Annotated in this window: 24 protein-coding genes; 12 read left to right on the forward strand and 12 right to left on the reverse strand. The window is 47.5% G+C overall.

What is annotated here, in order from left to right; translation table 11 throughout:
* Positions 1-50: 50 nt before the first annotated feature.
* Together NG796_RS21855 and NG796_RS21860 are read right to left on the reverse strand one after the other, a co-directional pair.
* Positions 51-1,235: a hypothetical protein gene (locus NG796_RS21855; RefSeq protein ID WP_261209235.1), complete on the reverse strand. Its 1,185-nt coding sequence runs from the start codon at positions 1,233-1,235 to the stop codon at positions 51-53.
* A 275-nt stretch (positions 1,236-1,510) separates the two neighbouring features.
* Entirely contained in the window at positions 1,511-2,176 is a 666-nt protein-coding gene (locus NG796_RS21860) for a dual specificity protein phosphatase family protein (RefSeq protein ID WP_261209236.1), read from the reverse strand.
* Positions 2,177-2,291: 115 nt separating this feature from the next.
* On the opposite strand from NG796_RS21860, the gene egtC reads away from it, so the two are divergent.
* From egtC to NG796_RS21880, 4 genes are all read left to right on the forward strand, one after another.
* Positions 2,292-3,098 (forward strand): ergothioneine biosynthesis protein EgtC, encoded by an 807-nt coding sequence (gene egtC / locus NG796_RS21865; RefSeq protein ID WP_261209237.1) that lies wholly within the window; start codon positions 2,292-2,294, stop codon positions 3,096-3,098.
* Complete coding sequence (locus NG796_RS21870; protein ID WP_261209238.1) at positions 3,073-4,353, forward strand: SUMF1/EgtB/PvdO family nonheme iron enzyme; 1,281 nt, start codon at positions 3,073-3,075, stop codon at positions 4,351-4,353. The genes egtC and NG796_RS21870 overlap by 26 nt, the downstream gene beginning before the upstream one ends.
* Positions 4,354-4,561: 208 nt before the next feature.
* Positions 4,562-5,620, forward strand: coding sequence for an L-histidine N(alpha)-methyltransferase (gene egtD, locus NG796_RS21875; RefSeq protein ID WP_261209239.1), 1,059 nt, complete (start codon positions 4,562-4,564; stop codon positions 5,618-5,620).
* A 149-nt stretch (positions 5,621-5,769) separates the two neighbouring features.
* Positions 5,770-6,699, forward strand: a complete 930-nt coding sequence (locus tag NG796_RS21880; protein WP_261209240.1) for an ADP-ribosylglycohydrolase family protein — start codon at positions 5,770-5,772, stop codon at positions 6,697-6,699.
* Between the two features lie 101 nt (positions 6,700-6,800).
* Here NG796_RS21880 and NG796_RS21885 read toward each other — a convergent pair whose 3' ends face one another.
* From NG796_RS21885 to NG796_RS21910, 6 genes are all read right to left on the reverse strand, one after another.
* Positions 6,801-7,172: a hypothetical protein gene (locus tag NG796_RS21885; RefSeq protein ID WP_261209241.1), complete on the reverse strand. Its 372-nt coding sequence runs from the start codon at positions 7,170-7,172 to the stop codon at positions 6,801-6,803.
* 67 nt (positions 7,173-7,239) lie between these two features.
* Positions 7,240-8,121, reverse strand: coding sequence for an ABC transporter permease (locus tag NG796_RS21890; RefSeq protein ID WP_261209243.1), 882 nt, complete (start codon positions 8,119-8,121; stop codon positions 7,240-7,242).
* A gap of 66 nt (positions 8,122-8,187) precedes the next feature.
* Positions 8,188-9,207 carry an ATP-binding cassette domain-containing protein gene (locus tag NG796_RS21895; protein ID WP_261209244.1) on the reverse strand — a complete coding sequence of 340 codons (1,020 nt, stop codon included), beginning with the start codon at positions 9,205-9,207 and terminating at the stop codon, positions 8,188-8,190.
* 214 nt (positions 9,208-9,421) lie between these two features.
* Positions 9,422-10,015, reverse strand: a complete 594-nt coding sequence (locus NG796_RS21900; protein WP_261209245.1) for a Uma2 family endonuclease — start codon at positions 10,013-10,015, stop codon at positions 9,422-9,424.
* Positions 10,016-10,397: 382 nt separating this feature from the next.
* Positions 10,398-11,378, reverse strand: coding sequence for a heme o synthase (locus NG796_RS21905; protein WP_261209246.1), 981 nt, complete (start codon positions 11,376-11,378; stop codon positions 10,398-10,400).
* A 77-nt stretch (positions 11,379-11,455) separates the two neighbouring features.
* Positions 11,456-12,376, reverse strand: coding sequence for a COX15/CtaA family protein (locus NG796_RS21910; RefSeq protein WP_261209247.1), 921 nt, complete (start codon positions 12,374-12,376; stop codon positions 11,456-11,458).
* Positions 12,377-12,876: 500 nt separating this feature from the next.
* On the opposite strand from NG796_RS21910, the gene NG796_RS21915 reads away from it, so the two are divergent.
* From NG796_RS21915 to NG796_RS21925, 3 genes are all read left to right on the forward strand, one after another.
* Positions 12,877-13,890: a cytochrome c oxidase subunit II gene (locus NG796_RS21915; protein WP_261209248.1), complete on the forward strand. Its 1,014-nt coding sequence runs from the start codon at positions 12,877-12,879 to the stop codon at positions 13,888-13,890.
* Positions 13,891-14,009: 119 nt separating this feature from the next.
* A complete protein-coding gene (gene ctaD, locus NG796_RS21920; RefSeq protein ID WP_261209249.1) occupies positions 14,010-15,710 on the forward strand; it encodes a cytochrome c oxidase subunit I in 1,701 nt (566 codons plus the stop codon).
* Between the two features lie 90 nt (positions 15,711-15,800).
* Complete coding sequence (locus NG796_RS21925) at positions 15,801-16,424, forward strand: heme-copper oxidase subunit III (RefSeq protein WP_261209250.1); 624 nt, start codon at positions 15,801-15,803, stop codon at positions 16,422-16,424.
* A 276-nt stretch (positions 16,425-16,700) separates the two neighbouring features.
* On the opposite strand, the gene NG796_RS21930 is transcribed toward NG796_RS21925, so the two are convergent.
* Entirely contained in the window at positions 16,701-16,979 is a 279-nt protein-coding gene (locus tag NG796_RS21930) for a histidine kinase dimerization/phospho-acceptor domain-containing protein (RefSeq protein ID WP_261209251.1), read from the reverse strand.
* 457 nt (positions 16,980-17,436) lie between these two features.
* The gene (locus NG796_RS21935) at positions 17,437-17,649 is read right to left on the reverse strand and encodes an XRE family transcriptional regulator (protein WP_261209252.1); all 213 of its coding nucleotides are present in this window, start codon (positions 17,647-17,649) and stop codon (positions 17,437-17,439) included.
* Positions 17,650-17,904: 255 nt separating this feature from the next.
* On the opposite strand from NG796_RS21935, the gene NG796_RS21940 reads away from it, so the two are divergent.
* The 4 genes from NG796_RS21940 (at position 17,905) to NG796_RS21955 (ending at position 20,624) form a co-directional block, all read left to right on the forward strand.
* A complete protein-coding gene (locus tag NG796_RS21940) occupies positions 17,905-18,213 on the forward strand; it encodes a hypothetical protein (RefSeq protein WP_261209253.1) in 309 nt (102 codons plus the stop codon).
* Positions 18,214-18,415: 202 nt separating this feature from the next.
* Positions 18,416-19,375 (forward strand): GDSL-type esterase/lipase family protein, encoded by a 960-nt coding sequence (locus tag NG796_RS21945; RefSeq protein WP_261209254.1) that lies wholly within the window; start codon positions 18,416-18,418, stop codon positions 19,373-19,375.
* A gap of 311 nt (positions 19,376-19,686) precedes the next feature.
* Positions 19,687-20,289 (forward strand): hypothetical protein, encoded by a 603-nt coding sequence (locus NG796_RS21950; protein ID WP_261209255.1) that lies wholly within the window; start codon positions 19,687-19,689, stop codon positions 20,287-20,289.
* Between the two features lie 155 nt (positions 20,290-20,444).
* On the forward strand, positions 20,445-20,624 hold the full coding sequence (locus tag NG796_RS21955) for a DUF433 domain-containing protein (RefSeq protein ID WP_261209257.1): 180 nt from the start codon (positions 20,445-20,447) through the stop codon (positions 20,622-20,624).
* 72 nt (positions 20,625-20,696) lie between these two features.
* On the opposite strand, the gene eis is transcribed toward NG796_RS21955, so the two are convergent.
* The gene (gene eis, locus NG796_RS21960; RefSeq protein WP_261209259.1) at positions 20,697-21,869 is read right to left on the reverse strand and encodes an enhanced intracellular survival protein Eis; all 1,173 of its coding nucleotides are present in this window, start codon (positions 21,867-21,869) and stop codon (positions 20,697-20,699) included.
* Between the two features lie 606 nt (positions 21,870-22,475).
* Here eis and NG796_RS21965 point away from each other — a divergent pair.
* The gene (locus tag NG796_RS21965) at positions 22,476-23,552 is read left to right on the forward strand and encodes a glycosyltransferase family 4 protein (protein ID WP_261209260.1); all 1,077 of its coding nucleotides are present in this window, start codon (positions 22,476-22,478) and stop codon (positions 23,550-23,552) included.
* Between the two features lie 332 nt (positions 23,553-23,884).
* Here NG796_RS21965 and pbpC read toward each other — a convergent pair whose 3' ends face one another.
* Positions 23,885-26,215, reverse strand: a complete 2,331-nt coding sequence (pbpC, locus tag NG796_RS21970) for a penicillin-binding protein 1C (protein ID WP_261209262.1) — start codon at positions 26,213-26,215, stop codon at positions 23,885-23,887.
* Positions 26,216-26,441: the final 226 nt, after the last annotated feature.

Genomic DNA, 26,441 nt, shown 5'->3' on the forward strand with positions numbered 1-26,441 from the left:
TCCTATTCATCTCAATTCATTGGGATGGATTCCCCATCCTATCGGACCCTTTACTGTCCAATTTGACTCACAATGCGATTCCATGATTGAATCACCGGCTGTAAATTGGACGGAAGCTGTTCTTGGTTGATATCGGCATAGCGAATTGTACTCGAACGGCTAGAAAGGATAACCGTAATATAATCTGCACTCCCCCCAGGCGGAGATACATTCAAACCGTTATAGCGATCGAATTGCTGCTGAGAAAGCAACCGTCGAAACTCCTGGACTTCTCGGGGCGAAATCCGACCCACTCGCCGTCCGGAATCATTAGCATTGCCCGGTCCTTGTAAGACCTGCATGATTGTGCCATTATTCATCAGTACCGTTTCATAGGTCTGTCCAGTGATGCCCCCACTCGAAATGCCCCGGAAGATCATGCCTTGAGTTAACGGTTCCGGCATTTCGTGAGAGGGAATTTGGGAAGAATTCAGGAGAGGGCGATTTGCAACCTGTTGTAAGACACCACTAGGACCCGATCGCGGTAAGCTGGACTGACTATCGTAAGCTTCGGATAAAATAACAGTACGACCGGCGTTATCGGTGCGATAAATCCACCGCTGACCCGCAGCGCGATCGCTGATGACCGTCACTTCCCATCCCTCAACCAGCGCTTGAGTACACATTGATCCAGCTTGAGGAACTCCGAGACAGCCATCGGGCCAAGTCTGGCGGACTGCTTTGACAATCCGAAAGTTATTGATAGACATCCGCGCCCGACTGGAAACTGCTTGTAAGACAGCATCGGACACTGATCGCGGTAACTCTGTACTCGTTGCATTCTGTCCCGATTCTAACCGGACCGTTCGCCCATTTTCATCGGTGCGATAGACCCACCGATTATTGTTTTCCGTGAGTACCATCCGCCATCCATCGGTTCGCACTTGAGCGCATAATTCATTCGGTCCTCCCAAACCCAGACAGGAATCCGTCCAAGTTTGGCGGGTCGCTTCCGTAATCCGGATTTGTCGTTCGGGGATATTTTGGCGGCGCGACAGGTCACTAATCACCGCACTTTGGACAGATCTGGGGACCTCATCCAGATTCAACTGGCGATCGCCCTTAGCAATCAAAGTGGCGGACTCTACACCGAATCCTTGGCGCGTCACTTCAGCAGCATTCACTCCCCCTAAAGGGGCGATTAATCCAATCAACCCCATTAACACCAACGAAAAAAGAATTTTTTCAGATTTCATAAAGCCTTGACTCCTGTTTTTGTCCTAATAAATAGCATAGACGCCGGATTCCAATTCAATGTTTACATATTTTTAGTCCGCCATAAAATAACCGATTTATAGGGAATTAAATCTCCAGCGGGGGATTCATGAATTCCCCGGTATTAAGTATTTACTTCATCACCCGATTAAACTCCCCCAATTCCGGGAGCCAGGGGGTGAACTGGGGGTGAAAATCTTTAATTTTCAAGTCTGACTGACTTCAGGACAGTTCACCCGCTCAGTTTATTCTTGAACTAAAACACCAGGGTTTCTAATAACTGGCGCTGGGCGTGATTTAACTTAATCCAAGGTCGGGCTTTCTTTAACATCGCTTCCGCCTCCTGGGCATTGGTTGCCAATCCTCGGGCCATCAAAACAGCAGCACCGACAGTAGCCGATCGCCCATGTCCAATCGCACAGTGAATGTAAACATTTCCCGGCCAATCCGCAATTTTTTGGACTAAGGCGCGGAATTCTCCCTCATCAGGAACATGAGCATCTAACGTGGGTAAACAAAGATAGTCTTTCCCTTTTAGCGCCCCTTTGGGTTCGGGAAACTCGGCGGTTAAATCCACTAATAAACTAATATCGGCGGGTAACTCATCTACAAACGCCCGTCTTCCCATCCACAAACCCGGAGCGATATAATTATAACAGTCTTCTCTCAAAAATCGGCGTTGTAGATGCCAAAATCCCCAACAAAATAACAGATAAGGGAATAATAAGATAACCGAAGGAAGCGCCAATTGTCCATCGGTGGAGCGCTTGCCAAAAATTTTATACCCCAGTTTTAGATAAGCCGCAGCCACAATTAAAAAATCCAGACCTAACCACGCGAACCCCCATCCGAATCCGCCTAATTGCTCTCCCAACGTGAGCAGTCCGGTCCCCAAAATGATAAACAAAACAATATACTTCATAGTTCTGAGTGGGTTGCCTGTCTTTACAAGAGTTTTGACTCACCCGAGTAACGTTGAAACTTCACTCGGGACTGATTTGCTCTATAATTTTACAGAGTCAAATCAAAAATTTACTATGTGTCGTTTACTTGCCTATTTAGGCCGTCCGATTCAACTCGATCGCCTACTCCTGAAACCTGAGCATTCCCTGGTAGCGCAAAGCTATCAACCCCGAGAGATGACTTCCGGAGTCGTCAACGCTGATGGGTTTGGTATCGGATGGTATGATGCGGATCGGGACGTTGACCCGTTTACCTACAAAAATTTGCTGCCGATTTGGAATGATACGAACCTGCCGCATTTGAGTCGGTATATTGAAACCGGAACGTTCCTCGGATGTGTCCGCAGTGCGACGGCGGGACAGGATGTGACCTTAAGCAATTGTCCGCCTTTTGGCGATCGCCGGATTATGGCGGTTCACAACGGGTTTATCGAAAACTTCCGCAAAACCCTGTATCGCCCAATTCGCAACAAGCTAGAGGATGATATTTACCAGCAAATTAGTGGGACGACGGACACCGAACATATTTTTGCCCTCTTTCTATCCCTCTTAGATATCACGGCAGATCATCACCCGCAATCTCGTCCCCCTCTCACTTCTGCATTACACAGTACCTTAACCATTTTAACGGAACTTGCTAGACCCGATAGGGTGAAATTTTCGGCGAATTTTATCATTACCGATGGACATCAATTGGTAGCTTCACGCTTTGCTAATCAGACGGGTGCACCGTCTTTGTACTGGTTACGGGATGATCCGAACTTTCCCGAGTCGGTGATGATTGCCTCGGAACCTTTGTTCGAGGGAGATTGGCATAAATGTCCGGAAGAAAGTATAATTACGGTGGGGGAGAACCTTGACATCAATATCCATCAAATCTAAAGCGATCGCCTCGGGGGTAGTCCGTGACCCGGATGCGGTGAGAGAGGAACTCCGAGAATCCCTGCATCACTGTCGCCTCGGGACCCTCAAGCTGTTTGAATCGATGGATGACGCGACCTTTCGCTGTCAAGTCCATCCCGATTTTAGTCCCGTGGGTTGGCACTTAGGACATATCGGATTTACGGAAGGATTATGGTTGCTGGAACGCGGTGCAGGAATACCGCCCTTATTTCCCCAGTATCGGCAACTGATGGCACAGGATGGATTGCCGAAACATCAACGGGTCAAATTACCTCCGTTGCCGGAGATTCTGGATTATATTTCGGCAGTGCGATCGCAGGTTTTCGACTATTTAAAAACCGCTGACTTGGAAAAACAAGAGCGCATTTGGCGGTTTATCTTGCAGCATGAAAGTCAGCATACGGAAACCATCGCCTTTGTTTTACAATTGCACAAACGGGCTAGGGGAAAACAAGACGAGGCACTTCGCAATGCTTCAGAATTGCAGACTCAAGCTGTCCCTATTCCTGCCGGAGAGTTCTGGTTTGGAAATAATGGACCCGATGCCCTGGATAACGAGCAATCCCCCCAACGATTGTACCTGCCCGATTACACGATTGACCCCTATCCGGTCACCTGTGCCCAATATCGGCAATTTATACAATGCGGAGGGTATCAAACCCAGGAATGGTGGTCTAAGGCCGGTTGGGACTGGTTGCAAGGCGCACAAGTGACTCAACCGCTGTATTGGCGGGATGAACCGGCGTTTCATCATCATCCTGTCTGTGGCGTCAGTTACTATGAAGCGGAAGCATATGCGAAATTTGTCGGGAAGCGACTCCCTACAGAAGCGGAATGGGAAAAAGCCGCCTGCTGGGACCCCCAGACCCAGACCCCGCGCATCTATCCTTGGGGGGATGAATTTCCCACAGGCGATCGCTGCAATCATGATAATCAACAAGCGCAAACAACCCCGGTTAATCAGTATCCCCAAGGTGTTAGCGCCTACGGTTGTTATGACATGATGGGAAATGTCTGGGAATGGACCTCTAGCTGGTTTGCCCCCTATCCCGGATTTAAGCCCTATCCCTACCCCGGATACTCCCAAACCTATTTTGACCAACAGCATCGCGTCTTACGCGGCAGCAGTTGGGCGACTCGTCCTTGGGCGATGCGCGGCAGTTTCCGTAACTGGTATCATCCTTGGATGCGACAAATTTTAGCAGGATTTCGCTGTGCTGGGGGACGTGATTAATAGGAATTATGCAAACCTATCGGATTAATTAGAGTTCGCGATTAGTGAGAAAATTTATTCCTAAAGCAGGAACTTTTCTGCCCGCTCTTCCCAGACAATGAGACAATAGTAAGAACGGCGATCGGGATTCTATCAGCCTCATAAGCCATGAGATAGCTGATAGAACCGTGAGCCTGATTTGTTTATGCCTCACACCTAAAAAATACGGATGAAATTTGCAAAACCGTCTGATACCCCAGAATTAGCCACTCGGGTTGACTTTGAACCGGCTATTCTATCTAAACGATTGCGGCTAGAACGATTAGTCAGTCCCACCCTTTCTCCTGCGGAAATTGATAATGGTTCTGATGTCATTGAGGGGTTAACCCAGATGCAAAAAACCCTTTCCCCTCGCTATTTTTATGATGATCGCGGGTCTCATTTATTCGAGCAAATCTGCGAATTACCTGAATATTACCCGACTCGGACTGAAGCGGCCATTTTGCAAAATTGTTCCGCAGAAATTGCCCAAATTACGGGTTCAAGCGAAATTGTAGAACTCGGCAGTGGCAGTTCCACCAAAACCCGAATTCTGTTAGATGCTTACAAAAACCTGGGATATCCCCTTCGCTATCTGCCGATTGATGTCAGTGGGGGAATGTTAGAAAGCAGCGCCAACCAGTTACTGTTAGATTACCCCTCATTGCAGGTGCATGGATTAGTCAGCACTTATGAATTAGCCCTAGCTAATTTGACTCCTGCCATTCTACCGACCCGCACCCTTTGCTTCTTAGGCAGTACCTTGGGAAATTTGAACCCAGACGAATGCGATCGCTTTTTTACCGATATTGTTCAAGCATTAGAATTGGGAGAATATTTCCTGTTAGGCATTGACTTGCATAAATCTCCCACCATTTTAGAACCGGCTTATAATGACGCTCAAGGGGTAACTGCCGAGTTCAATCAAAATATTCTGCACCATTTGAATTGGCGATTTGATGGAAATTTTAAATTAGAACAGTTTGAGCATTGGGCATTTTATAACGAAGAACTACATCAAATTGAAATGCACTTAAGAAGTCGGCGATCGCAAACTGTACAACTGCGCGCTTTAGATTTAACCGTTGACTTTGAACCCGAAGAAACCATCCTCACGGAAATTTCCCGCAAATTTGATTTACAGGAAATGCGGCAGTATTTGCAAGAACAAGGGTTGACTACCGTCAAAACTTGGACCGATCCAAATCATTGGTTTGGATTAGTTTTGGCCCAAGTGCGATCGGCTTGATAACGCCTCACTTTTCTAAAAGATTTCCCGAAAAAAAGTTCTGTATTTAACCAGAGGGACAGGGCAATGCCTTGTCCTTACTGTTAATATAGTGGTTCCCACAGCTATGATGTACATTTGGGGAGTATCACTGTAGAAGGGTTAATCTGATGTTAAAGTCGAGTTCCCAAGTGTTATCCGGGTTAATGGGTGTCTGTATTGGTGATGCCCTGGGCTTTCCAGTACAATTTATTAGCCGGGAGGAACGAATCAAGGATCCTGTAACAGGAATGAGCCCTTATTCTCTGTGGTCCGATGATAGTTCTCTGACATTTTGCTTGGCAGAATCAATGTGTGGCGGATTTTCTCTTGAAGCGATCGCTGATTCTTTTATCAAGTGGTCTGAGGAGGGATTTTGGACACCACATGGTCATGCCTTTGACATGGGAATGACGACGATTAACGCCATTGATCGTCTCAAAAGGGGTATTCCGCCGGTTGAGGCTGGAGGTTACTCGGAACGGAATAATGGTAATGGCTCCTTAATGAGAATTTTACCCGTAGCATTTTATCATCAAACTTTAAACTTTGCTGATTTAATTCAGCGTGTCCATGAAGTATCTTGCATCACTCACGCCCATCCCCGCGCACAAATGGCTTGTGGAATTTATGTGAGTATTGCGACCCAATTATTAGCGGGATGCGATCGGCAATCCGCCTATTTACAAGGAATCGAAAAAATTAAAGAGATTTATCAAACCCCCACTTATTCCAGCGAACTCTCTCATTTTAAACGGGTATTTAGCGGTAAAATTGCTGATTATTCGATGGATGAAATTGAGTCGAGTGGCTATGTTGTTCATACCCTGGAGGCTGCATTATGGTCCTGGTTAAATACCTCTTCTTATGCCGAATCGGTATTAACCGCAGTTAATTTGGGAGATGATACCGATACGACAGCAGCCGTTACGGGCGGTTTGGCAGGAATTGAATATGGCTTTGCTGCCATTCCTACCCACTGGGTCGATGCAATTCCTAGAAAAGATGACATTATTGATTTAGCTAACCGTTTAGAACTCGCACTTAATCCTCCCTTATAAATTGCCCGAGTGATAGTATCCCTGCCTAATTTATGATAAAAATAAACGCCGATGGAACTGAATCCATCAGCGTCTATTACTCATTTCTAAACTCAACTGAGTTAAGGAGTATCCCCAGAGGTTGAATCCCCATTCGGTAGGGCTTCTTCTTCAGAGATTTCCGGTTCAGAATTGAGCAGCATTTCCAATTGTCGGGAACGGAAATCGGCGGCTGCATCATTGATGCTTTGCTGTTGCTGGAGATTGAATTCCTGCATACTGCGGGTGGTTCCGAATTGGGCGCGATGAATGAGATCCAATACATTCAACTGCTGCCCATCCCCCGTTGTCGATTCAAAGGGATTCTTTTGAAGCTGAATTTGGGGTTCTAGTAAATCACTGGCGCGGTTGGTTTCTTGTGCTGCCGCCGACTCGGGTAACATTACGGCAGTCAGGGCGATCGCCGCCAGGGTTCCGAGTGAAATTCGAGCCATTGGGTTAAAGGTGAACTTCGATTTCATAGGGTTGTCAGGTGAACCATGAGTTATACTGACCATTCTACTAAGCAAAAGTTCTCCGGAGTAGGGGTTGAATGCTCAATAATGCTACGGCTGCAAATCCGGCGAGTATCCCCAATGCACCGCCAAAGCTGACTTCTCCCCAAGGGGCTTGCATGACAATGCTGCTGAGGGTCCAGTCAGAATGGAGGTACAGATAGCGAATCGGTTCGATCGCATAACTCAAGGGATTTAAGGTAGCAACAATTTGCAACCATTTCGGCATAAAAGAAAGAGGCGCTAATGCCGTACTCGCAAACAATAGCGGCAAGTTAATCACGAAAATCACCGCCAGCAGTTCGATATGTCCCGGTAAGGCAAAGGCTAATCCCAGACTCAATCCGGTGACGCCTAAAACCAGCAGCAGGGTAATAAAGGCGATCGCCCCTAATCCGAATCCTCCCGGTAATCCTGCGCCCATAAAAGCCCCGGCAGTTACAATCACCCCAGTTTGAATGAAGCTCAACAGCAAAATATAAATTGCTGAAGCCACTACAATCGAAAATCGAGTTGAAAGGGGGGCAACCAGGAGGCGATTTAGAAAGCCAAATTCGCGATCAAACATAATCGGCAATCCCGCATTTAACGCCCCGGAAAAGGCAGTAAACACAATCACTCCCGCCCCTAAAAATTGGGCATAATTCACGCTCTCCCCAAACATTCCTTGGGGAGCATTTTGAAACAATGCGCCGAATAGAATTAACCACATTAAAGGTTGAATTACTCCGGCAATTAAACTAGAAGGACGGCGTTGTAATTGAATAAATAGCCGTTTGGTTAGGGCCAAGGTTTCCTGAGTAAATTCTCCCAGGGGTTTACTGGCGGGAATCTCAACCCCGGGGTTACTTAAGGCGGTAGCTGAATTGGGTGTAACGGTTTGACTCATAATCTGATTGTTTATGGTATTTTTTGCAGTTGAATGAACAGGGTAAAGACCCAATTGGGAAGGATGTTATCGCATATTCTGTTTACGTTCCTGTTTCGGGTCCCGAGTTCCCGCAGCGGCAATTTCTGCATCTAACAGGGTGCGACCCGTGGCGGTGAGATAAACATCATCTAAACTGGGTCGAGATTGGGCAATTCCGAAGGTGGGTAAACCGGCATCTCGTAAGGCTTGCTGAATGGTTAATAGGGCATCACTTTGAGATTTGACTACCAAATTCAGGGAATTGCCTTGGGCGTTATTGATGATAATTTCTTCTACAAAAGGCAGGGGTTCGAGTAAAGATTTGGCTTGTTGCGCCTCTTCCATTGGGGAGAATTCCCGGATGCGTAGGGTAATGCGATCGCCTCCGACTTTATCTTTTAAGGCAGAGGGAGTACCACTATCAATCACTTGACCGCGATCGATAATTGCCACGCGGTCGGCCAAGGCATCAATTTCTTCCAGATAATGACTGGTAATCAAAACCGTTGTCCCATTTTCGCGCAACTGCCGCAGAAATCCCCAAACCGCCATGCGAGTCTCAATATCCAATCCCACGGTCGGTTCATCTAAGACTAAAACATCCGGTTGGTGCAACAATCCTGCGGCCAAATCCAGACGCTTCTTGAGACCCCCGGAATATTTGCCTGTTTGGCGATCGGCCCATTCGTCCAATCCTAATAAGGCGAGGACCGTCTTAATTCTATCTCTTGCCAAAGATTTGGGAATGTGATATAATGCGGCTTGCAATTCCAACAGTTCGCGACCTGTCAGCACCTTATCTAAGGCGACTTCCTGGGCCACATAACCCAGACGCCCTCGGGCCAATTTAGGATTTGCCACCACATCGATGCCTGAAACCTCCAGACGACCGGCATCCGGTGTGACCAGACTGCATAAACAGCGAATGGTAGTGGTTTTGCCTGCACCATTGGGACCCAACAGCCCGAAGATTTCACCCGGATCAATTTGGAACGAGACGTCTTTGACCGCTTCAACGGTTCCGTAACGCTTTTGAAGGTTTTCGATTAAAACAGCAGGGGCCATGAGTTTCTTAATCCGAACTTGATACAAATCTACACACTCTGTAATTTTATTTTAAACGCTTTATGGTATATCCGGAGTAAAAATTTCAAAATGGGGCCTTTTAGTCCGAGGGATTACCCTCGATCAAGGGTTGGCGGTGGATGAGGCGAATTGGGCGAGGGGGATGGCGTGGGTAATTCCTAAATTGCTAAATTTCTACCAATTTTTCCGGGGATTAAGGAATTTTAGCATCATCAAAAATTTGGCCGGGAGTGAATTCTAATCCGGGGAATAATTCATCGGTAATAACTTCATCCCCGCGTTTGGTTTGAGGGGGAGAATCGGGATAGAAAATTGTTATAGTTTTGACCTTAGCATCGACAATCCAAACGCGAGAAACTCCGGCATTTAAGTAATCGATCGCCTTGCCACTGATTTCGCCAAAACTTTGATCCGGTGAAATAATTTCAATGGCTAATTCGGGAGGAACAGGACAAGCTTCATCGAGGATGCGATCGCCTCTGTCGCGATCGGCTGAGATATACAGCAAATCCGGGATGGGTACCCAGTCGTGACCCTTGCGTTTGAGTCTTATGGCCCACTCAACCCCCACCTCACCCCGGTCTTGATTCCATTGCGTCAGCAGTAAACAGAAGATGCCCGTTAATCTGGAATGAAATCGTTTTGGTAATAGTTTGGGTTTAGCTTCTCCATCAACCAGTTCGTAAGTAATATCCCCTTCCGGTAAAGCAAAAAATTCTTCTAGGGTCAGTTTGGCTTTGACTTCCACATTCCCTCCTCTGATGTTAATATCTATGCACTTTAACATTTTACTCCGAGTTGTTTAAATTATGGGAATGATTACAGCATTGGATAGGGTTATTCTCATACATTATTTTAGGTTTTTGTACATTTTTTCCTCGTGACGTGGCTCTGCCGCGTCACGCCGCTTTGGAGGCTCTGCCTCCAGTCCCCAAGCAAGTGTTTAAGTTAACTATTGTATCTATTACAGCTTCAACTCCTCATGAGAGCTACAGGCGGCAGAGCCGCCAAAAGTGCGTGACGCAGCAGAGCCACGTCACGAGGAAAGGGTGCGGGTTAATATGAAAATTATCCAAAAAATTAGGGGTAGGCAATTGGCCCACCCCATCCCACAATCTCTGTGGTTTACTAACCCAAATGGGTTAGTTTTATTGGCAATTAACTGAGAATTACATGATTCCAGTGGCACTGATTAAAACCTGGACATTCTGAGCGATCGCCGCCGTTACCTGATGAGTTACGGGCAAACTATCTACCACCATTCCGGCAGATAATAACATCAGATATAAAATCGAGTATTTAAACAGCGATCGCGCTTTGTCTCGGTCTGTGGGGGCTTGCAACAGTTCCCAGGCTTTTTTGGCAAAAATCGCCCCTAAAAACACCGCCAAGGCGGCATATACCATTCCACTGGTATGCAAGGGATAAGTCAGCCCTAGGGTTAATGGCAAAAGCAATAAAGTATAATACCAGATTTGACGGGCGGTTTCTTCATCTCCCTTAATCACCGGCAACATGGGGACATTGACGGCGGCATAGTCATCGCGGATCATCATGGCTAATGCCCAGAAATGAGGCGGTGTCCAGAGAAAAATAATGGCGAACATTACCCAAGGTGCCCAACTCAAGTCTCCGGTGACTGCCGCCCAACCGACTAAGGGGGGAATTGCCCCGGCAGCGCCTCCGATGACGATATTTTGGGTACTGTGACGCTTGAGTAAATGGGTATAGATGGCAACGTAGAAGACGATTCCCGACATGGCGAGAAGTGCGGCGAGTAAGTTCGCAAACACCGTTAGCAAGGTAAACGAAGTGACAGCTAGGGCGATCGCAAAAATCAGCGCATCCCGAGGTTGCACCCGACCCGAGGGTAAGGGTCGATGACGAGTGCGTTCCATGATGTAATCGATATCGCGATCGTACAAACAGTTAATCGTATTCGCTGAGGCAGCAGCTAAAGCACCGCCCGCCATTGTCACTAACACTAACAGGGGATCGACTTCGCCATTAGCTGCGACCCAGAGTCCGGATGCCGTGGTAATCAGCAGCAACAGAATAATTCGAGGTTTGGTTAACTGGTAGTAACTTTTTAGCACTTGCAACAGAGTTTCATGATGCCGTTGTGTACCAGTTGCGATGATTTCTTGCATGATAAATATTTTGTTTCCTTTCAGCAGTCAAGAGGCTGGGCCATTGCATCGAAATACAGTTGACGATGGAAAAATTCTCAAACCCGAACGCTTCCGGCGCGATCGCGCAGTGCTAATACGGTAAACGCCACCAGGGTTCCGAGTAAGGCTGCACCCGTCGCTTGGTGAGATACCGTGAGCAGTTCCACTTGCAGATGTTCGTAAAAGGTAGCAATCCCTAAGCCAATTTGCAAGAGCAACAAAATACCGGCCCACCTTGCGAGTTGTCGTAATTTAGGATGCAATGCTGGAGTTCGTAATGCCAAAATCACTAAGGCGAGAATCGTGACGGTCGGGGGAACAACCCCCAGAATGTGACTGTTCATCACGGTACATAGCTGATTGTAGCCGAAACATTGGTGAAGCGCCCATTGGGAACCGACTAATCCCCCGAGTAAACTTTGGACATACACGAAAATTGCTCCGAACAGGCCAATCCAGGGGAGTTTCCCCACACTGCCCGTCCCTTGATAGGGTAACAGTGCCATGCCGATGATTAACAGGGTAGTGAAAAATAAGAGGGCAGTGCCCAGGTGAGCGGTTACAATGTCAAACCGCAGCAGTTCGGTGACGGTGAGCCCGCCTAAGACGGCTTGAAAGACGATTAAACCCAAGGCGCCGGTGGAGGCAAAGGGTAACCAACCGGGGAGTTCCCGGCGATACCACCAGGATAATCCGGCTAAGGCGATCGCGCTAAGACCGATTAATCCCGCATCTAAGCGGTGAAACCATTCCAGGAACACCTGAAGATTCATCTGCTGGGTGGGGACTAACTTCCCGTAACACAGCGGCCAGTCTGGACAAGCCAGACCCGCATTCATCACCCTTGTTGCACTGCCGACTGCCATTAATAGCAGGGTCGCGATCGCAATTTTCCAGACTAAGCGACGAATCCGATCCCGAGGGGGAGAGTCCGTGGGTGCGATCGCCGGATGCCGATCAACGACTGAGTTCGCCATGATTGCTACTCCTTCGCGTCATTTTCGTTCCTTATGTTAAAGTAACACTGAGTAATTATTCTGATGTAGTTTATCCTTTCCCCCAAATCCAACAAGCCCATTCTTTTTCTACAGTAGCGAGTCAGAAGCGAGAGCGACAAGCCTTTTCCCTGATTTTCCCTCCCCGAAAAATTGCCTGGATTTCCTGACAATCTCTCCCCTAAAGTTAACCTTTCTTCACAAATCCCGTTTTAGAGTGACGATTTTAACCGTCCTCCCCGTTCACTGCCGAAAACATTCACCGAGAACAACTGTGCAATTCCCAGGCGATCGACGCGATATTGCCAAAACATCCCCCGATTTATCCCGTATCGGTGACAAATTGAGGGACGGAATATACCCACAACCGATACAGAGGACCCGAAAAATTGCTAACTTAGCAATTGGAGTCAGAAAAAACTGTTGCAAGACAGCACTCGGAGTCGCCGATCGCGGCCAAATTTCTCATCAAGGAGGTTGAAGTGAAAGTACCCAGTGCTATTTGGACGATGATAGCAGGCATCACCATCACGCTGGTGAGCTTGTGGGTCGGCCAGAATCATAGTCTCATGCCCGTTGCCGCCTCAGAAGAAGCGCCTCGGATTGATGCACTATTTAACACGATGATGACCATTTCCACAGGTCTCTTCCTGATTGTGCAAGGGATTATCGTGATTTCCATTTTCAAATTTAGAAAACGGGCCGATGACAATACCGATGGGCCACCCATTCACGGCAACGTTCCCCTAGAAATTCTCTGGACTGCGATCCCAGCCATCATCATCATGGGGATCGGGGTCTACAGTTTTGAAATCTACAACTCAATGGGGGGCCTAGACCCAATGGCCTCCCATGAGGCTCATGTCGCCCATAAACACCAGGCTGGGGCTGCGATCGCCGCCGCCTTACCCTCGGATGAACCCGCCGTTGCCCCTAGTAAAGCACCGGGTAAACTGGTTGCCCTGGGCGTTGGGGCTTCCCCGCGCACCCAAGGCCAAGACCCGTTTGTTAGTGTCAACGTCCTCGGACTCCAGTTTGCCTGGATTTTCACCTATCCCCAGACTGGGGTCACCTCTGGAGAATTGCATCTCCCGGCAGGAAAAGAGGTGGAATTGACGATTAGTGCTAATGATGTGATCCATTCCCTGTGGATTCCGGAATTTCGACTCAAACAAGATGCCATCCCCGGACGAGAAAGCGAGTTGCGCTTCGTTCCCCAGAAAGTGGGGGAATACTCCGTGGTTTGCGCCGAACTCTGTGGGTCCTATCATGGCGGGATGAAAACCCGTGTGATTGTGCAGACGGAAGAAGATTTTCAAGCTTGGTTACAGAGTCAGATTGCCGCCCAATCTGAAGGACTGGAAACCGTGGCCCTGAATCCAGCGGACTTATCGGAAACGGACTATCTGCAACCAATGGCCGCTGAGATGGGGATTGATGGCGAGACCCTCAATCAACTCCATGCCGAACACCATCCTGGCGATCGGGCGATTTAACCCGGGCACTGTCTTTAGTTGTGCAGGGGAGATGCAATTCGCCCTTTAAGCGGGACCGAATGACCCATCCTCCCCCACCCGCCGGGGAACTCAGACGCATCAGTAATAACAATTGATTTATGGCACAAGTAACCGAACCCGAAACCGATAATCTCGGGGAAACCCTGGCTGTTGAAGCCGGTGGACAGACCCCTTGGCGAGAATACTTTAGCTTTAGTACGGACCATAAGGTGATCGGGATTCAATACCTGGTCTGCACCTTCATTTTTTATCTGATTGGTGGTGCCTTAGCCACTGCTGTTCGCACGGAATTGGCAACTCCTGACTCAGATTTTGTCAGCCGCGAACTCTATAACGGTCTGTTTACGATTCATGCCACCGTCATGATTTTTCTGTGGATCGTCCCTGCGGGGACCGGGGCCTTTGGCAACTACCTGATTCCCCTGATGATTGGGGCGCGGGATATGGCCTTTCCCCGGTTGAATGCGATCGCCTTTTGGCTGATCCCCCCCGGCGGAATCCTGCTATTATCTAGCTTCTTCGTCGGTGCCGCTGGTGCCGGTTGGACCTCCTATCCCCCCTTAAGTACCTCTGGGGAAAAAGCGGGCGAATTTATCTGGATTTTGAGCGTTCTGATCCTGGGAACCTCTTCCATTTTGGGCGGGATCAACTTTTTGACCACGATCCTGAAAATGCGGATGCCCGGAATGGGCTTAAATGATATGCCCTTGTTCTGCTGGGCAATGCTGGCAGCTTCGGCTTTGATTTTAATCTCAACTCCCGTCTTAGCTGGGGCGTTAATTCTGTTAGCGTTTGACTTGATTGCGGGAACCGCCTTTTTCAATCCAACGGGAGGCGGAGACCCGGTGGTTTACCAGCATATGTTCTGGTTTTATTCTCACCCGGCAGTTTATATCATGATTCTGCCGATTTTTGGGATGATTTCGGATATTTTGCCGGTGCACGCCCGTAAGCCGATTTTTGGTTATCAGGCGATCGCCTATTCCAGTATGGCAATTAGCTTTCTAGGCTTAATCGTCTGGGCACACCATATGTTCACCAGTGGTACCCCCGGTTGGTTACGGATGTTCTTCATGGTTGCAACCATGATTATCGCCGTTCCCACAGGGATTAAAGTGTTTAGCTGGTTAGCCACCGTTTGGGGGGGCAAAATTCGCCTCAACAGCGCCATGCTGTTCGGGTTGGGTTTCGTCTCCATGTTCGTGATCGGCGGCCTCAGTGGGATTATGATTGCCTCGGTCCCCTTTGATATTCACGTTCACGATACCTATTTCATTGTCGCCCACTTGCATTATGTGCTGTTTGGCGGCAGCGTCTTCGGTCTGTATGCCGGGATTTATCACTGGTTCCCGAAGATGACGGGGCGGATGATGAACGAATTCCTGGGCAAATTGCACTTTATCTTAACGTTCATTGGGTTTAACCTCTGCTTCCTGCCGATGCATTATCTCGGACTGCAAGGGATGCCGCGTCGGGTGGCGGAATATGACCCCAAATTTGCCACGGTGAATTTAATTTGTACCGTGGGTTCCTATATCCTCGCGGTTTCTACCTTCCCCTTGATTATCAATGCGGTGTGGAGTTGGATTGGGGGTGCGAAAGCATCGGGCAATCCCTGGGATGCGTTAACGATGGAATGGCAAACCGCTTCCCCTCCGCCAGTGGAGAATTTTATTGGGGAACCTGTGCGCTTGACGGGGCCTTATGATTACGGCATGGGCGATCGCAACTCGGGCGTTCCAATGCCGGAGTCTCAAGCGAATACCCCGATGTTATCCGGGGGACCGACGGTTTCCTAAGCCGCGCACCTGTATGTTTTGGGGTCGGGCTTGACCCGACCCCAAAACATCCCAGACTCAACCTGTAAACTCTACAACAGACGATGGCTTATGCAAGGGACAATTGATAGCAGCAACGCGGCTATACAAGCCGAACATAGTGCGGGAACCCACGGGGGTCATCATGGTGACCATCCGGATCATCGAATTTTTGGAATCATCATGTTTCTGGTGGCAGAGTCGATGATTTTCTTGGGACTATTCGCCGCTTATCTCACTTTTCGCTCGGTAACCCCGGAATGGCCCCCGGAAGGAACACCAGAAATGGAACTGTTGCTGCCGGGAGTCAATACGATTATCCTGATTTCCAGCAGTTTTGTGATGAATCGCGGCAATGCGGCGATTAAGAAGAATGATGTCAAGGGACTAAGATTTTGGTTCGGTCTCACGGCCCTCATGGGGGCGGTGTTCCTCGTGGGTCAGTTGTATGAATATTTTCATACCGGCTTTGGTTTGGCGGATAATATCTTTACGAGCACGTTTTATGTGCTAACGGGCTTTCACGGATTGCACGTCACCTTTGGATTGCTGTTGATTTTGGCAGTCTTATGGAAATCTTTGAAGGCGGGTCATTATTCTAGCGCCAGTCACTTTGGACCAGAAGCAGCAGAACTTTACTGGCACTTTGTTGATGTGGTCTGGATTGTGTTGTTTACGATTCTGTATTTGTTCTAATCAGGATGTTATACCTCCTTGGGGAGGTGACTTCCCTCTTGGATCAGATTTGCCCCCATTTGGGGGTTTTTTTGTGCGATCGCCGGTTCACCGTGGAGAGCGCCCTAATCATGCGGGTCGCCAGGAGTCGAGTCCGGGGCGTGACAGGCATTATCGGGGCGATCGCTTCGGGTTTTCCCCGGTTTATGGGGATTTTAGAGCAGCGGTTTTCAACTCATGGGCTCAACTTCTCTCCAACAAAAAAGGAGAGAAGAGGTGTAAAATGTATTAAAACACTTAGTGAATTTCACTGGCTACTTTTTGGAGCGTTTCTGTAAAGTGTTCGCTCTCAATCAGCTTGGTAATTTCCAGCGCAGCGGTTTGGATTTGCTGAACGTGCTTTAGTTTTTTCTCATCAGACCAGCTATTGCTATAACATTCGAGTAAATCGGCTGATAATAAAATCGTCGTTAAGGGAGTTCTCAGTTCGTGGGAAATCAGGGTCATAAAGTATGATTTGAGTGCAACTAGCTTTTCTTGATGCTCCTGAGTAGTCCCAGATTGAATAGTATGCATGGCAATTTATTGAGTTAGATTGTTAAGGGAGTTTCCTGTTTAACATGACTCACAGATGAACCGGCATTGATGAGGTCCGAGGGGTGGCTGGCGATCACCTAGGTCCTTTTGTCTCAACTGACTTGGATCTCGATGGGACAATTCCCGCCACTTCCATTCAGGGATCCCCAACCCCCCCAGAATTCCCAACCCTGAACCCCGGGTTTTTACTCTGAGTTAACCCATATATTAAGCGATCTGCCTCAGTACAGCTAGAAGTCATCCCGCCTATTTTTCACCAATGGCAGCCTCTGCCTGCTACTCCCATCATTGGCGAGAAAAACACCACAAATCGGGGTTTAGTGCCCTGATTGCACCTGTTCAATCCGGGTCGGGTAAAGTCCCACCGTTCGCCCATCCAGATCCTATCAACGGATCATCGCGATTCTCAGAGGCGGCGAACACCGGAACCCGTTTGCTATTCTTCGATAATTTCTACCCAGTCTTCTATCAGAACATCGAAGGTTCGGGCTAATTTGTGGAGGGCGGTAAAATCAACGGTGGCGATCGCCAGACGCCTTGCATAGCTTCTGACGATACTGTACACAATCCCGGAGCGATCGGCGACTTCTTTGAGGATCCAGACCTTTTCCTCCGCTAATTCCCGAATTTTCAATCTAACTAAACCCATACCTGACAGGTGATGCAATTGCATCATATCAGAGTTTGATATGAGAAAGCGATCGCCCTCCGGCCTGGAAAACTAACAGGCGATCGCTCCTAAAACAAGCCTGGACAGTATAACCCGGTTCAAGCCATTGGCTACTAAACCGAGGTCCTATCCAACCCAGTCAGGCTCAACGACAGCCATTGTCTATCTCAGACAGGAATTATCCATCCAAGTTAGGGACCATCTATCAAGGGGAGCATTTATCGCATTGATTGTATGCGCCATGTCGTCTATGTGCATGGCAAAGGTGTGAGTCAGTTTGTGAGTTATTCCGACTTTCCGCCAATTTTAGGAGTGGCATCACCCACCCTGCCGGATTTAGCGCGGTGGCATCAACGCTGGCGCAAGGGGTGGCGAAGTCATTATGCACCGGAGTTTTGGACACAATTTTATCAGATTCAACTCCAAAAATCCCAACGATTAGAACAGTTACAGGCTTGGGGATTGTTGATTCGTTCCCTGCAATCTGGGTTATCCGAGACAGCATTAGTCGAATTGCGGCAGGCATATAAACTGAAAAAATAGGGAGAGTTTCAGACTTACAACAGGAGGGCTTTTAAGCATAACTGCATTTCCGGTCCCCTCCCCTTGGCAAGGGGAGGGTTAGGGTGGGGTTCCCTCTTGGCGATCGCCCTAAACACAGCCGCTTGCGAAAATGTCCACTGCCTCAACTCAACCTCAATTTATGCCCTTATCTTAGAATTCCAGGCATAGTGAGGGGTTACTCATGAATCGACCGACTTCTGGAATTCAAATGTATTTACAACGGATGGAAGGGTTGAAAGTTGGTAGGACTTATACCCTACTCCCACCGGATAGCTTTAAATCAGTATGGGAACAAGCGATCGGTCAACCCACCTATCAGGATTGGACCAATCTATTAGCTTCGGAAGCTTACGCAATTACCAAGGGACAGGGTTCTAATCAGTTGTCGATTTTATTAGGGGATTCGATTTCCATGTGGTTTCCCCCCGAACTCCTGCCGCCGGGAAGATTGTGGCTCAATCAAGGAATTTCCGGGGATAATACCAGCGGAATTTTAAAGCGATTGTGGACATTTTCCGAGACTAAACCTCATACCATTTATATCCTAGCAGGCATTAACGATTTGCGTCAAGGTAGACCGGATGCCAGTATTGCAGATAATATTTATTATACAGTCCGGGAACTGCAACTGATTCACCCCCCGGCTAAAGTGGTGGTGCAATCGATTTTACCCACGCGACTGGCGGCACTTCCTAATACCAGAATTCGTAAAATTAATCTCGAACTCGCGGCGATCGCCAAATCCGAAGGCGCAATCTATTTAGACCTGAATTCCGGCTTTACCAACGACGAAGATAGATTACAGCGCGAGTTAACCACGGACGGTATCCATTTGAGCCAAGCGGGATACCAACTCTGGCAAAAAGCCTTGCATCAGATGACATCTCGCTTAGACTTGAATCGAGATAACCGATATCAGCAATGGTTGCAAAAGTCTCCCAGTTTTACCCTAGATGGCAAAACTTATACTTGGGTTTCCTATCAACCTGAATCCGGAGATAGCTTACCGCAATTGTCTCAGAAAGCCTTTGGATTTGATAGCTTTGAATACTGGGATTTAATTGCTTTGAAAAACAATCTGAGGTTTGAGGAAAAGTTAGGAAACCGAACAATTTTGATTCCTCAAACTGGGGGGACTTAATACGAGGGCGGTTCCCCAATTTATGAGTTAAAGATGCGATAAGGAGTGCGTTTGCGTCTGCTGACGCACTCCTTATAACTGATTTTTCTTGTGATGTGGCTTAAGTGCGTCACGCTGCTGGACGAGGTATAGATGTTTTAAGCCGCCAAGAGTGCTTGACGCAACAGAGCTTCCGGGATCAACCTTACTGGACATACCTACATAACAAGGGAAAAATCTTTACAGAGTTTAACGCTTTTAACAATCAAATGGTGCTATAAATAAGCTAGAGCTATTTAAAATCCGCTAAATTTTTTAAATTAAAGGAAGCTATGAGTGGGGATTGCAAGCAAACATCTGGCAAACTAGGCGGTCATTCTTGTGATAGCAATCCGGCTAGTCAAAATCAACGCACTCTTGCTGATTGGGTGAATGATTATCTCGGTGATTTCGGAACTTATTATCAAGATCAAGCCCAATGGTGGGGCGATCGCACCCTGACTTGGGATGCAGCCTTGGAACGAGCTTGGCTTTCTCGATTTGCGGATGGAAAAAAGCACCGCCATCAGTACCGGGTCCCTTCTAATAAATTAGCAGAAGGCTTGAACGTATCTCGCCACGATGGTAAGCAAGCACAGCAGTTTAAAACCTTTGCAGAACTTCATGACTGGGTAGAGTCAGTGACTTGTCGGGTTAAAGGATTAGGAGAAACCACAGCTTACGATGTGGCTCAACGCTTGGGAATGTGGTTAAATCTAGCACCCGATTTAGTCTATCTTCATGCGGGGACGGCTAAAGGTGCAGCCCTTTTTAAGATTACCGGAAAAACCTCATTTTTAAGTTTTTTTCCTGTAGAAATCCAAAAAATCGGAGCCAGTCATGCAGAAAACTTTTTGTGTATTTATAAAGATAACCTTAAATCGTTATTCAAATAACTCACTTTCCTATAAACCCTTGAAGAACATTAACTCAAAAGCTCTATTTATTATAGAAAATAATGAACGTAATTTTCTATAAACACTAATTTTATGGAGGTTGTTTGATTATCTCAAACCTAGTGGAAAGAATTACCATAAACCCTAAATAGTGTGTGGGCCCTCCCTGTATTCGTTGCATGAGAATTCGAGTGTCTGATGTTCTGGATTTGTGTGCAGTTGGGCTTAGTTCCAAACAGATTTTAGAGGAACTCCCCGATCTGGAAATGGATGATTTGAGAGCAGCGCTTGCCTATGCGTCACTTCAACTTAATTTTTATACTACAAATCTCTAAAAACGACAAGAGGCGAGTTTTTCGGCTTTTTTATCATCCATTCAGATGCCAATTACCTAAGTTTTTTGCTTTCTAAAACATATCTGTCATCCAAGGATGGGGTCCTGAAAAGAGCTGAGAGGCGATGGATAATGTACCAGGGTTTCCTTGAAGATGACCGCTTAAATAGAGTTGATGGGGGGTGAAAAAGCCTGTATAAAGAGGTGCTAATCCCCGCACATCTAAGATTAAGTCCCCACGTCCTCCGGGTGTTACTTCGCCTTTGCCATTGGATACGGTGAGGATGAATTTTCCATTATTTTCAGACAAGATATTATCCTGGACTTCTAAATGTAATTCTGCTTCGATGCCGATGGGATAACCCCGTTGTTGCAAGGATAAAGGGACATCGACGATGCGTAACATCCAGTGAGAGAATTCTGTAATTTTTCCGGTTTGTTCGGGGAGGCATAACAAAAATGGGTCAAGGGGAGAACTCCGCCAAATGACGTTGGTAAATTGTGAGCGAAAATCGGCGATGAAGGTCCAGAGGCGACGGATGGCAGCAGGGGTTAAGGCAACCCAATCGGCGATCGCAAGGGTTTGGGAGTTCCCTTCTCTCCGTTGACTATAGATAATATAGCCTTGCCAGTCGTCGGGTTCGCCGATTAAGTCGGCATAAAGGGTTTCTTCGGGGATCGGTTTAAAGATGTTCTCCCAGATTCCGGGGTGGCGATCAAGATTGCCATTACAAGTAGCTGCCTGTTGCTGATACAGTGCGGCGATCGCCTCGGATAAAATGGGTTCGACGGGGTACATTGTCAGGGTGCGATCGCGCATCCGAATGCTATTAATGGGGAGTTGCCACTTACACAGACTTCCCGCCTGTTCATAGCCTACTTTTCGATAAAGAACCTGCGTCGCTGGATAGAGAACTGACAATGGAATTTGATTATTATAAATCTCTTGGAGGGTATGTCTAAGCAGTTCTTCTGCTACCCCCGTCCCGCGATGTTCGGGAGCAACCCCCACTGCCGCAATTCCTGCCATTGTAACGGGATTTCCACCCCACCATTGTGCCATTGGATACAGTCCTAATCCGCCGATGATTTGGTTGCCTTCCCAAATTGCTCGGTAGTTTTTGATACCAATGCGATCGCGAAACAGTTCCCACCCCGTAAAATTGAAGCTATGGCAAAGCATTAATCCGAGGTTTTCTGCCTCTTTTTCGTTGGAAACCGGGCCAAATTTACGCTGCTGTTGCATTATAACTCTCGATTATAGATCAGTTAAAATCAGTCATTGAATTATTGCCAGGGTTCCAGCTAAAACCTCAAATCTGAATAAATCAAGAGGGGATTAAGTAGGGTTTACCGAACCAGACCCCGGGTTTGATTTTTATTTGCAATCAATAATATTAACAAAACTTAAATAGAATCAAGATAGTCAATTGCAGGAATAGCGTAAACCGCCAATTATCTTCCCGCAGGGACTCCTCCAACTTCTCCACTGGAAATTTCAGCGGATCTCTTACGGCTCAAAGCATTGAAATCTTAAGGGAATTTTGAAAACTCCGGTCTTAAATTTTTAACCGTTCCCTGGACTACTACGCAAAGATTGGTACGGTTAATACTACTACCCATCCCATGAAGAGTCACGTTAAGTTTTGAGCATAGGCAATCAACAAGGTAAAAATGCTTGCTATGAGTAGTTTCTACGAAATAGCAATTGTTTCAACTGGAATAGCGCTTAAACCTCGCACAAGTATTCTGGTTCAAACCTAAAAGTCTATCTAAAGATAGATGCGTTAATTGCTATTTTCTAGTTCATTAATTATTGAATTGAACTGCATTTACCACCGAGGAGAGAGATATGCGAATTGCTCAAGTTTCACCTTTAGCAGAACGAGTTCCCCCCCCAGGTTATGGGGGTATCGAATTAGTTGTTAGCCATATAACCGATGAATTAGTCCGTCGGGGTCATGATGTCACTTTATTTGCCTCTGGAGATTCCCACACTTTAGCTCACTTGGAATCGGTGGTTCCCCGCGCTTTACGTCTGGACCCCACGGTGAAAGAACCGGCAGTGTATGATATGCTGCAACTCAACCGCATTTATGAAATGGCTTCCCAGTTTGATATTATCCACTTTCACAATGGATACTCGGCATTGCCTTTGGCGGAACTGATGAAAACCTCTGTGGTACATACCCTACATGGGAACTTTAGCGCCGATAGCCGGAAATTGTATCAAAAGTATGGCAACCAGGGTTATATTAGCATCACCAACGCTCAACGCGAAGGTGGACCTGAATTGAATTATTTAGGGACAGTTTATAATGGGATTGATATCGAAGCCTATCCGTTCTTTCCTAAGCCCCAGGACCCGCCCTATTTGGCATTTTTAGGCAGAATTTCCCCAGAAAAAGGGATTCATCATGCGATCGCGATCGCCAAAGCAACTGGATGGCATTTGAAAATTGCCGGTAAAGTTGATGCCGTAGACAAAAAATTCTACGAAAATGAAATTAAGCCCCAAATTGATGGCACCCAAATTGAATATTTAGGGGAAACAAACCATCAACAAAAGGTGGATCTAATTGGCAATGCCGTCGCTACTCTGTTCCCGATTACCTGGAGAGAACCCTTTGGTTTGGTGATGATTGAATCGATGTGTACAGGAACCCCACTGATTGCCATGAATCTGGGTTCCGTTCCCGAAGTGATTGCCCACGGTAAAACGGGCATTGTCTGCAACACCATCGAAGAAATGATTGCCGCGATTCCTGCCGTCATGAAGCTTGATCGCCAAGCTTGCCGCGATCGCGTCGTTAGCCAGTTTAGCATTGCTACAATGGTTGATGGATACGAAGCTGCTTACCGTCTTGCACTCTCAAAAACCATTCACCAAAATGGTCATTTCAAGGATAAATTGACCGTCATTGCCTAAAACTTTTGAAATAAAATAGGAGGTGTATTTACATGAAAGTCAGCAATCAATGTCCTTGTTGTAATGGCTCTTTATTACACCATATCCGCCAAGGCGGTTCTTACTGGTTTTGTTCAAATTGTTGGCAAGAAATGCCCAATTCCTTGCCGAACAAGCTGATCACATCAGCCTCAAAAAATAAAGTGAATTAACTTCTGACTACATCCGGCGTTTAATTTCAATTTTGTTTTTCTAAACCCCAGCCGAGAATGGAGCTGTTTAAAGCCCTATTCTCGGTTTTTAAAATGATTAGAAAATCTTTACAATAAATACTGAAAAAACCGAAATAAACCTCATTTTTCCTCCTCACTGCTGACTCGAAATCCTTGGCGGCTGGGTCGATTATCTGGAGGTTGCACTTGAAAAGTTACCCGATCGCTCAAGTTTCCGCTTTTAACTTCTAACGTCCATTTCCCCACCTCCATCGGCCAAAATAAAGCATGATTCGCCTCATGGTTCAGTTTTTGTTTCCCCGATGGACCGCTTAACCACCATTCTATCGGAGTCTTCGGTGCAACGGCTAACTTAAATTGAATGCGTGGCGCAGAATCTCTGGAATCTAAGATAAAATAATCATCGTTTTCAGGGAAAGCAATTTTCAGCCGATCGCCCGACTGTTGAGGTTGACTTTGCCTTGCCAACCAGCTATTATACTCCGCAGATAACTCAAACTCTTCTCCCCGATTATACGCACTCAAATGTTCCGGGGCTAAATATTCCAGAACCACTGCTGGACAATCGGCCTGGGGTTTTAGTCCCGTGACGGCACAAATGGGATACTGAACCAAATGTTCCGGAGTTGGCAAGGCAGCCGGTTCCCGAGTTTCATGGAGATGTAACATAATGCGATTCCACAAAGGGGCCGCACCTGTGACTCCGGATACTTTTCTCATGCGATCGCCACTAAAATTCCCCACCCAAGTGGCTACGGTATAATCCACCGTATATCCCACCGTCCAAGTATCCCGATAATCGGAAGAAGTGCCGGTTTTCACTGCTGCGGGAAATGGTAAACTGAGGACGGACTCTACCCCAAACGCCTGCGATCGCGCATAGCGATCGCTCAACATATCCCCAATCAGCGCCCAATAGGAGGATTCCGGCAGCGGAGGTGCGGAGGAAGCGGGGAGGCGACTGCCCGGAGTCACCGACAACGGCATCAAATCCCCATTGCGGGCGATCGCCACATAAGCCCGCGCCAACTCCCATAAACTCACTTCCCCACTCCCCAAAGCTAACCCTAACCCATAATAGTCTGGAGATTTTGTGAGATGCTCAAACCCCAATTGATGCAGCCGACCTAAAAACCGCTCCACCCCTACCTGTTCCAAAACTCTCACCGTGGGTACATTCAGTGAATTTGCCAACGCCGCCCGCACCCGTACCGGCCCTAAAAACTTTTCACTATAATCTACCGGACTATACAACTGCGCGCCCGGTATGGCATAATGGGTGGGAACATCCGCTAAAATCTGATTCGGGGCGATCGCGCCAATTTCTAAGGCAAACTGATACAAAAACGGTTTGAGCGCCGAACCCGGTTGGCGTAATGCCTGTACCCCATCATTCCGCCCCTGTTGCGCATCGGCGAAGTAATTGGGAGATCCGACATAAGCCAACACTTCCCCCGTGTGATTATCAATCACTAACGCTGCGGCATGATTCACTTGATGAGCCACTAAGGACCGGACCACTTCCTGCACCTGAGTTTGGACAAACTGTTGCAATGGGCGGTCCAGGGTTGTTTGTACGGTAGACACCCCGTCCGGCAAGCGTTCGGCGAGCCAAAATAGAAAGTGAGGGGCGGCGATAATAGCGCGATCGGGTAATAAAACCTGGATTTCTTCTTGTTCCGCCCGAGTCGCTTCCTCTGGGGTAATATAACCATCGGCGATCATGCGATCCAAAACATACCGCTGCCGCTTTTTGAGCGATCGCCAATTAGAATAGGGATTATAATAATTGGGTGCATTGGGAATCGCGGCGAGAATACTCCCCTGAGCTAAGTTCAGTTCCGAAGCCGGTAGTCCGAAATAAGTCCGCGCCGCCGCTTCTACACCATATATGTTACCCCCCATTGGCAGCCGGTTAATATAAGCCTGGAGAATTTCATCCCGGTTCATCCCGGCAAACAATCGCCAAGACAGCCAAACTTCACCCAGTTTATTGGGCAATGTGCGAGGGGCCGGTTCTAGCATCCGCGCCAATTGCATGGTAATGGTGGATGCGCCAGAAACCAGCGATCGCGCTTGTACCGCTTCTAAAACTGCCCGGGCGATCGCTTGTAAATCGATCGCACCATGTTGATAATAGCGCTTATCCTCTGCCGCAATAATTGCCTGGAGAAATGGTTTAGAAACCTGATCAAGTGCGACTACAGCGGTATGATCTTGGTCCCGGGTGAGCAGGGTACCGAGGGGGAGTCCATTGCGATCGCGAAAGGAAACCGCTTGTTCACTTTGGGCAATATCTTCAGCGGGGATCGGTGCTAAATAAGGCAACATCCGCACAGTTACCCCCAGCAACGCGATCGCCAGGAAAATTTTCAGAGAACCCCGCAATTTGGGATATCTCTTTAACCCCAATTGCTCAACTAACAAGCCGATTTCGGAGATTTTGCTCATGGTTTTGTGTTCGGCTACGGGAACATGAAAAATATCCCCCCACTCAGGAAATATTCAACCCGCTTGGGCTTTTTTCCCGGGACAAGAAGAATCTGTATTTATTTTAGGCCGTGAGTACAGGATTGGTTAGAAACCCAATTTCTTAAGCAAATCTGTAGCCTTCTGTAACAAATCTAGCCAAGGAACCAAGTTGCTGGTCCCGGGGGAATCCGGTTCCGAGGTTCTC

Origin of the sequence: Laspinema sp. D2d (assembly GCF_025370755.1) — a bacterium.
Taxonomy (GTDB): domain Bacteria; phylum Cyanobacteriota; class Cyanobacteriia; order Cyanobacteriales; family Laspinemataceae; genus Laspinema.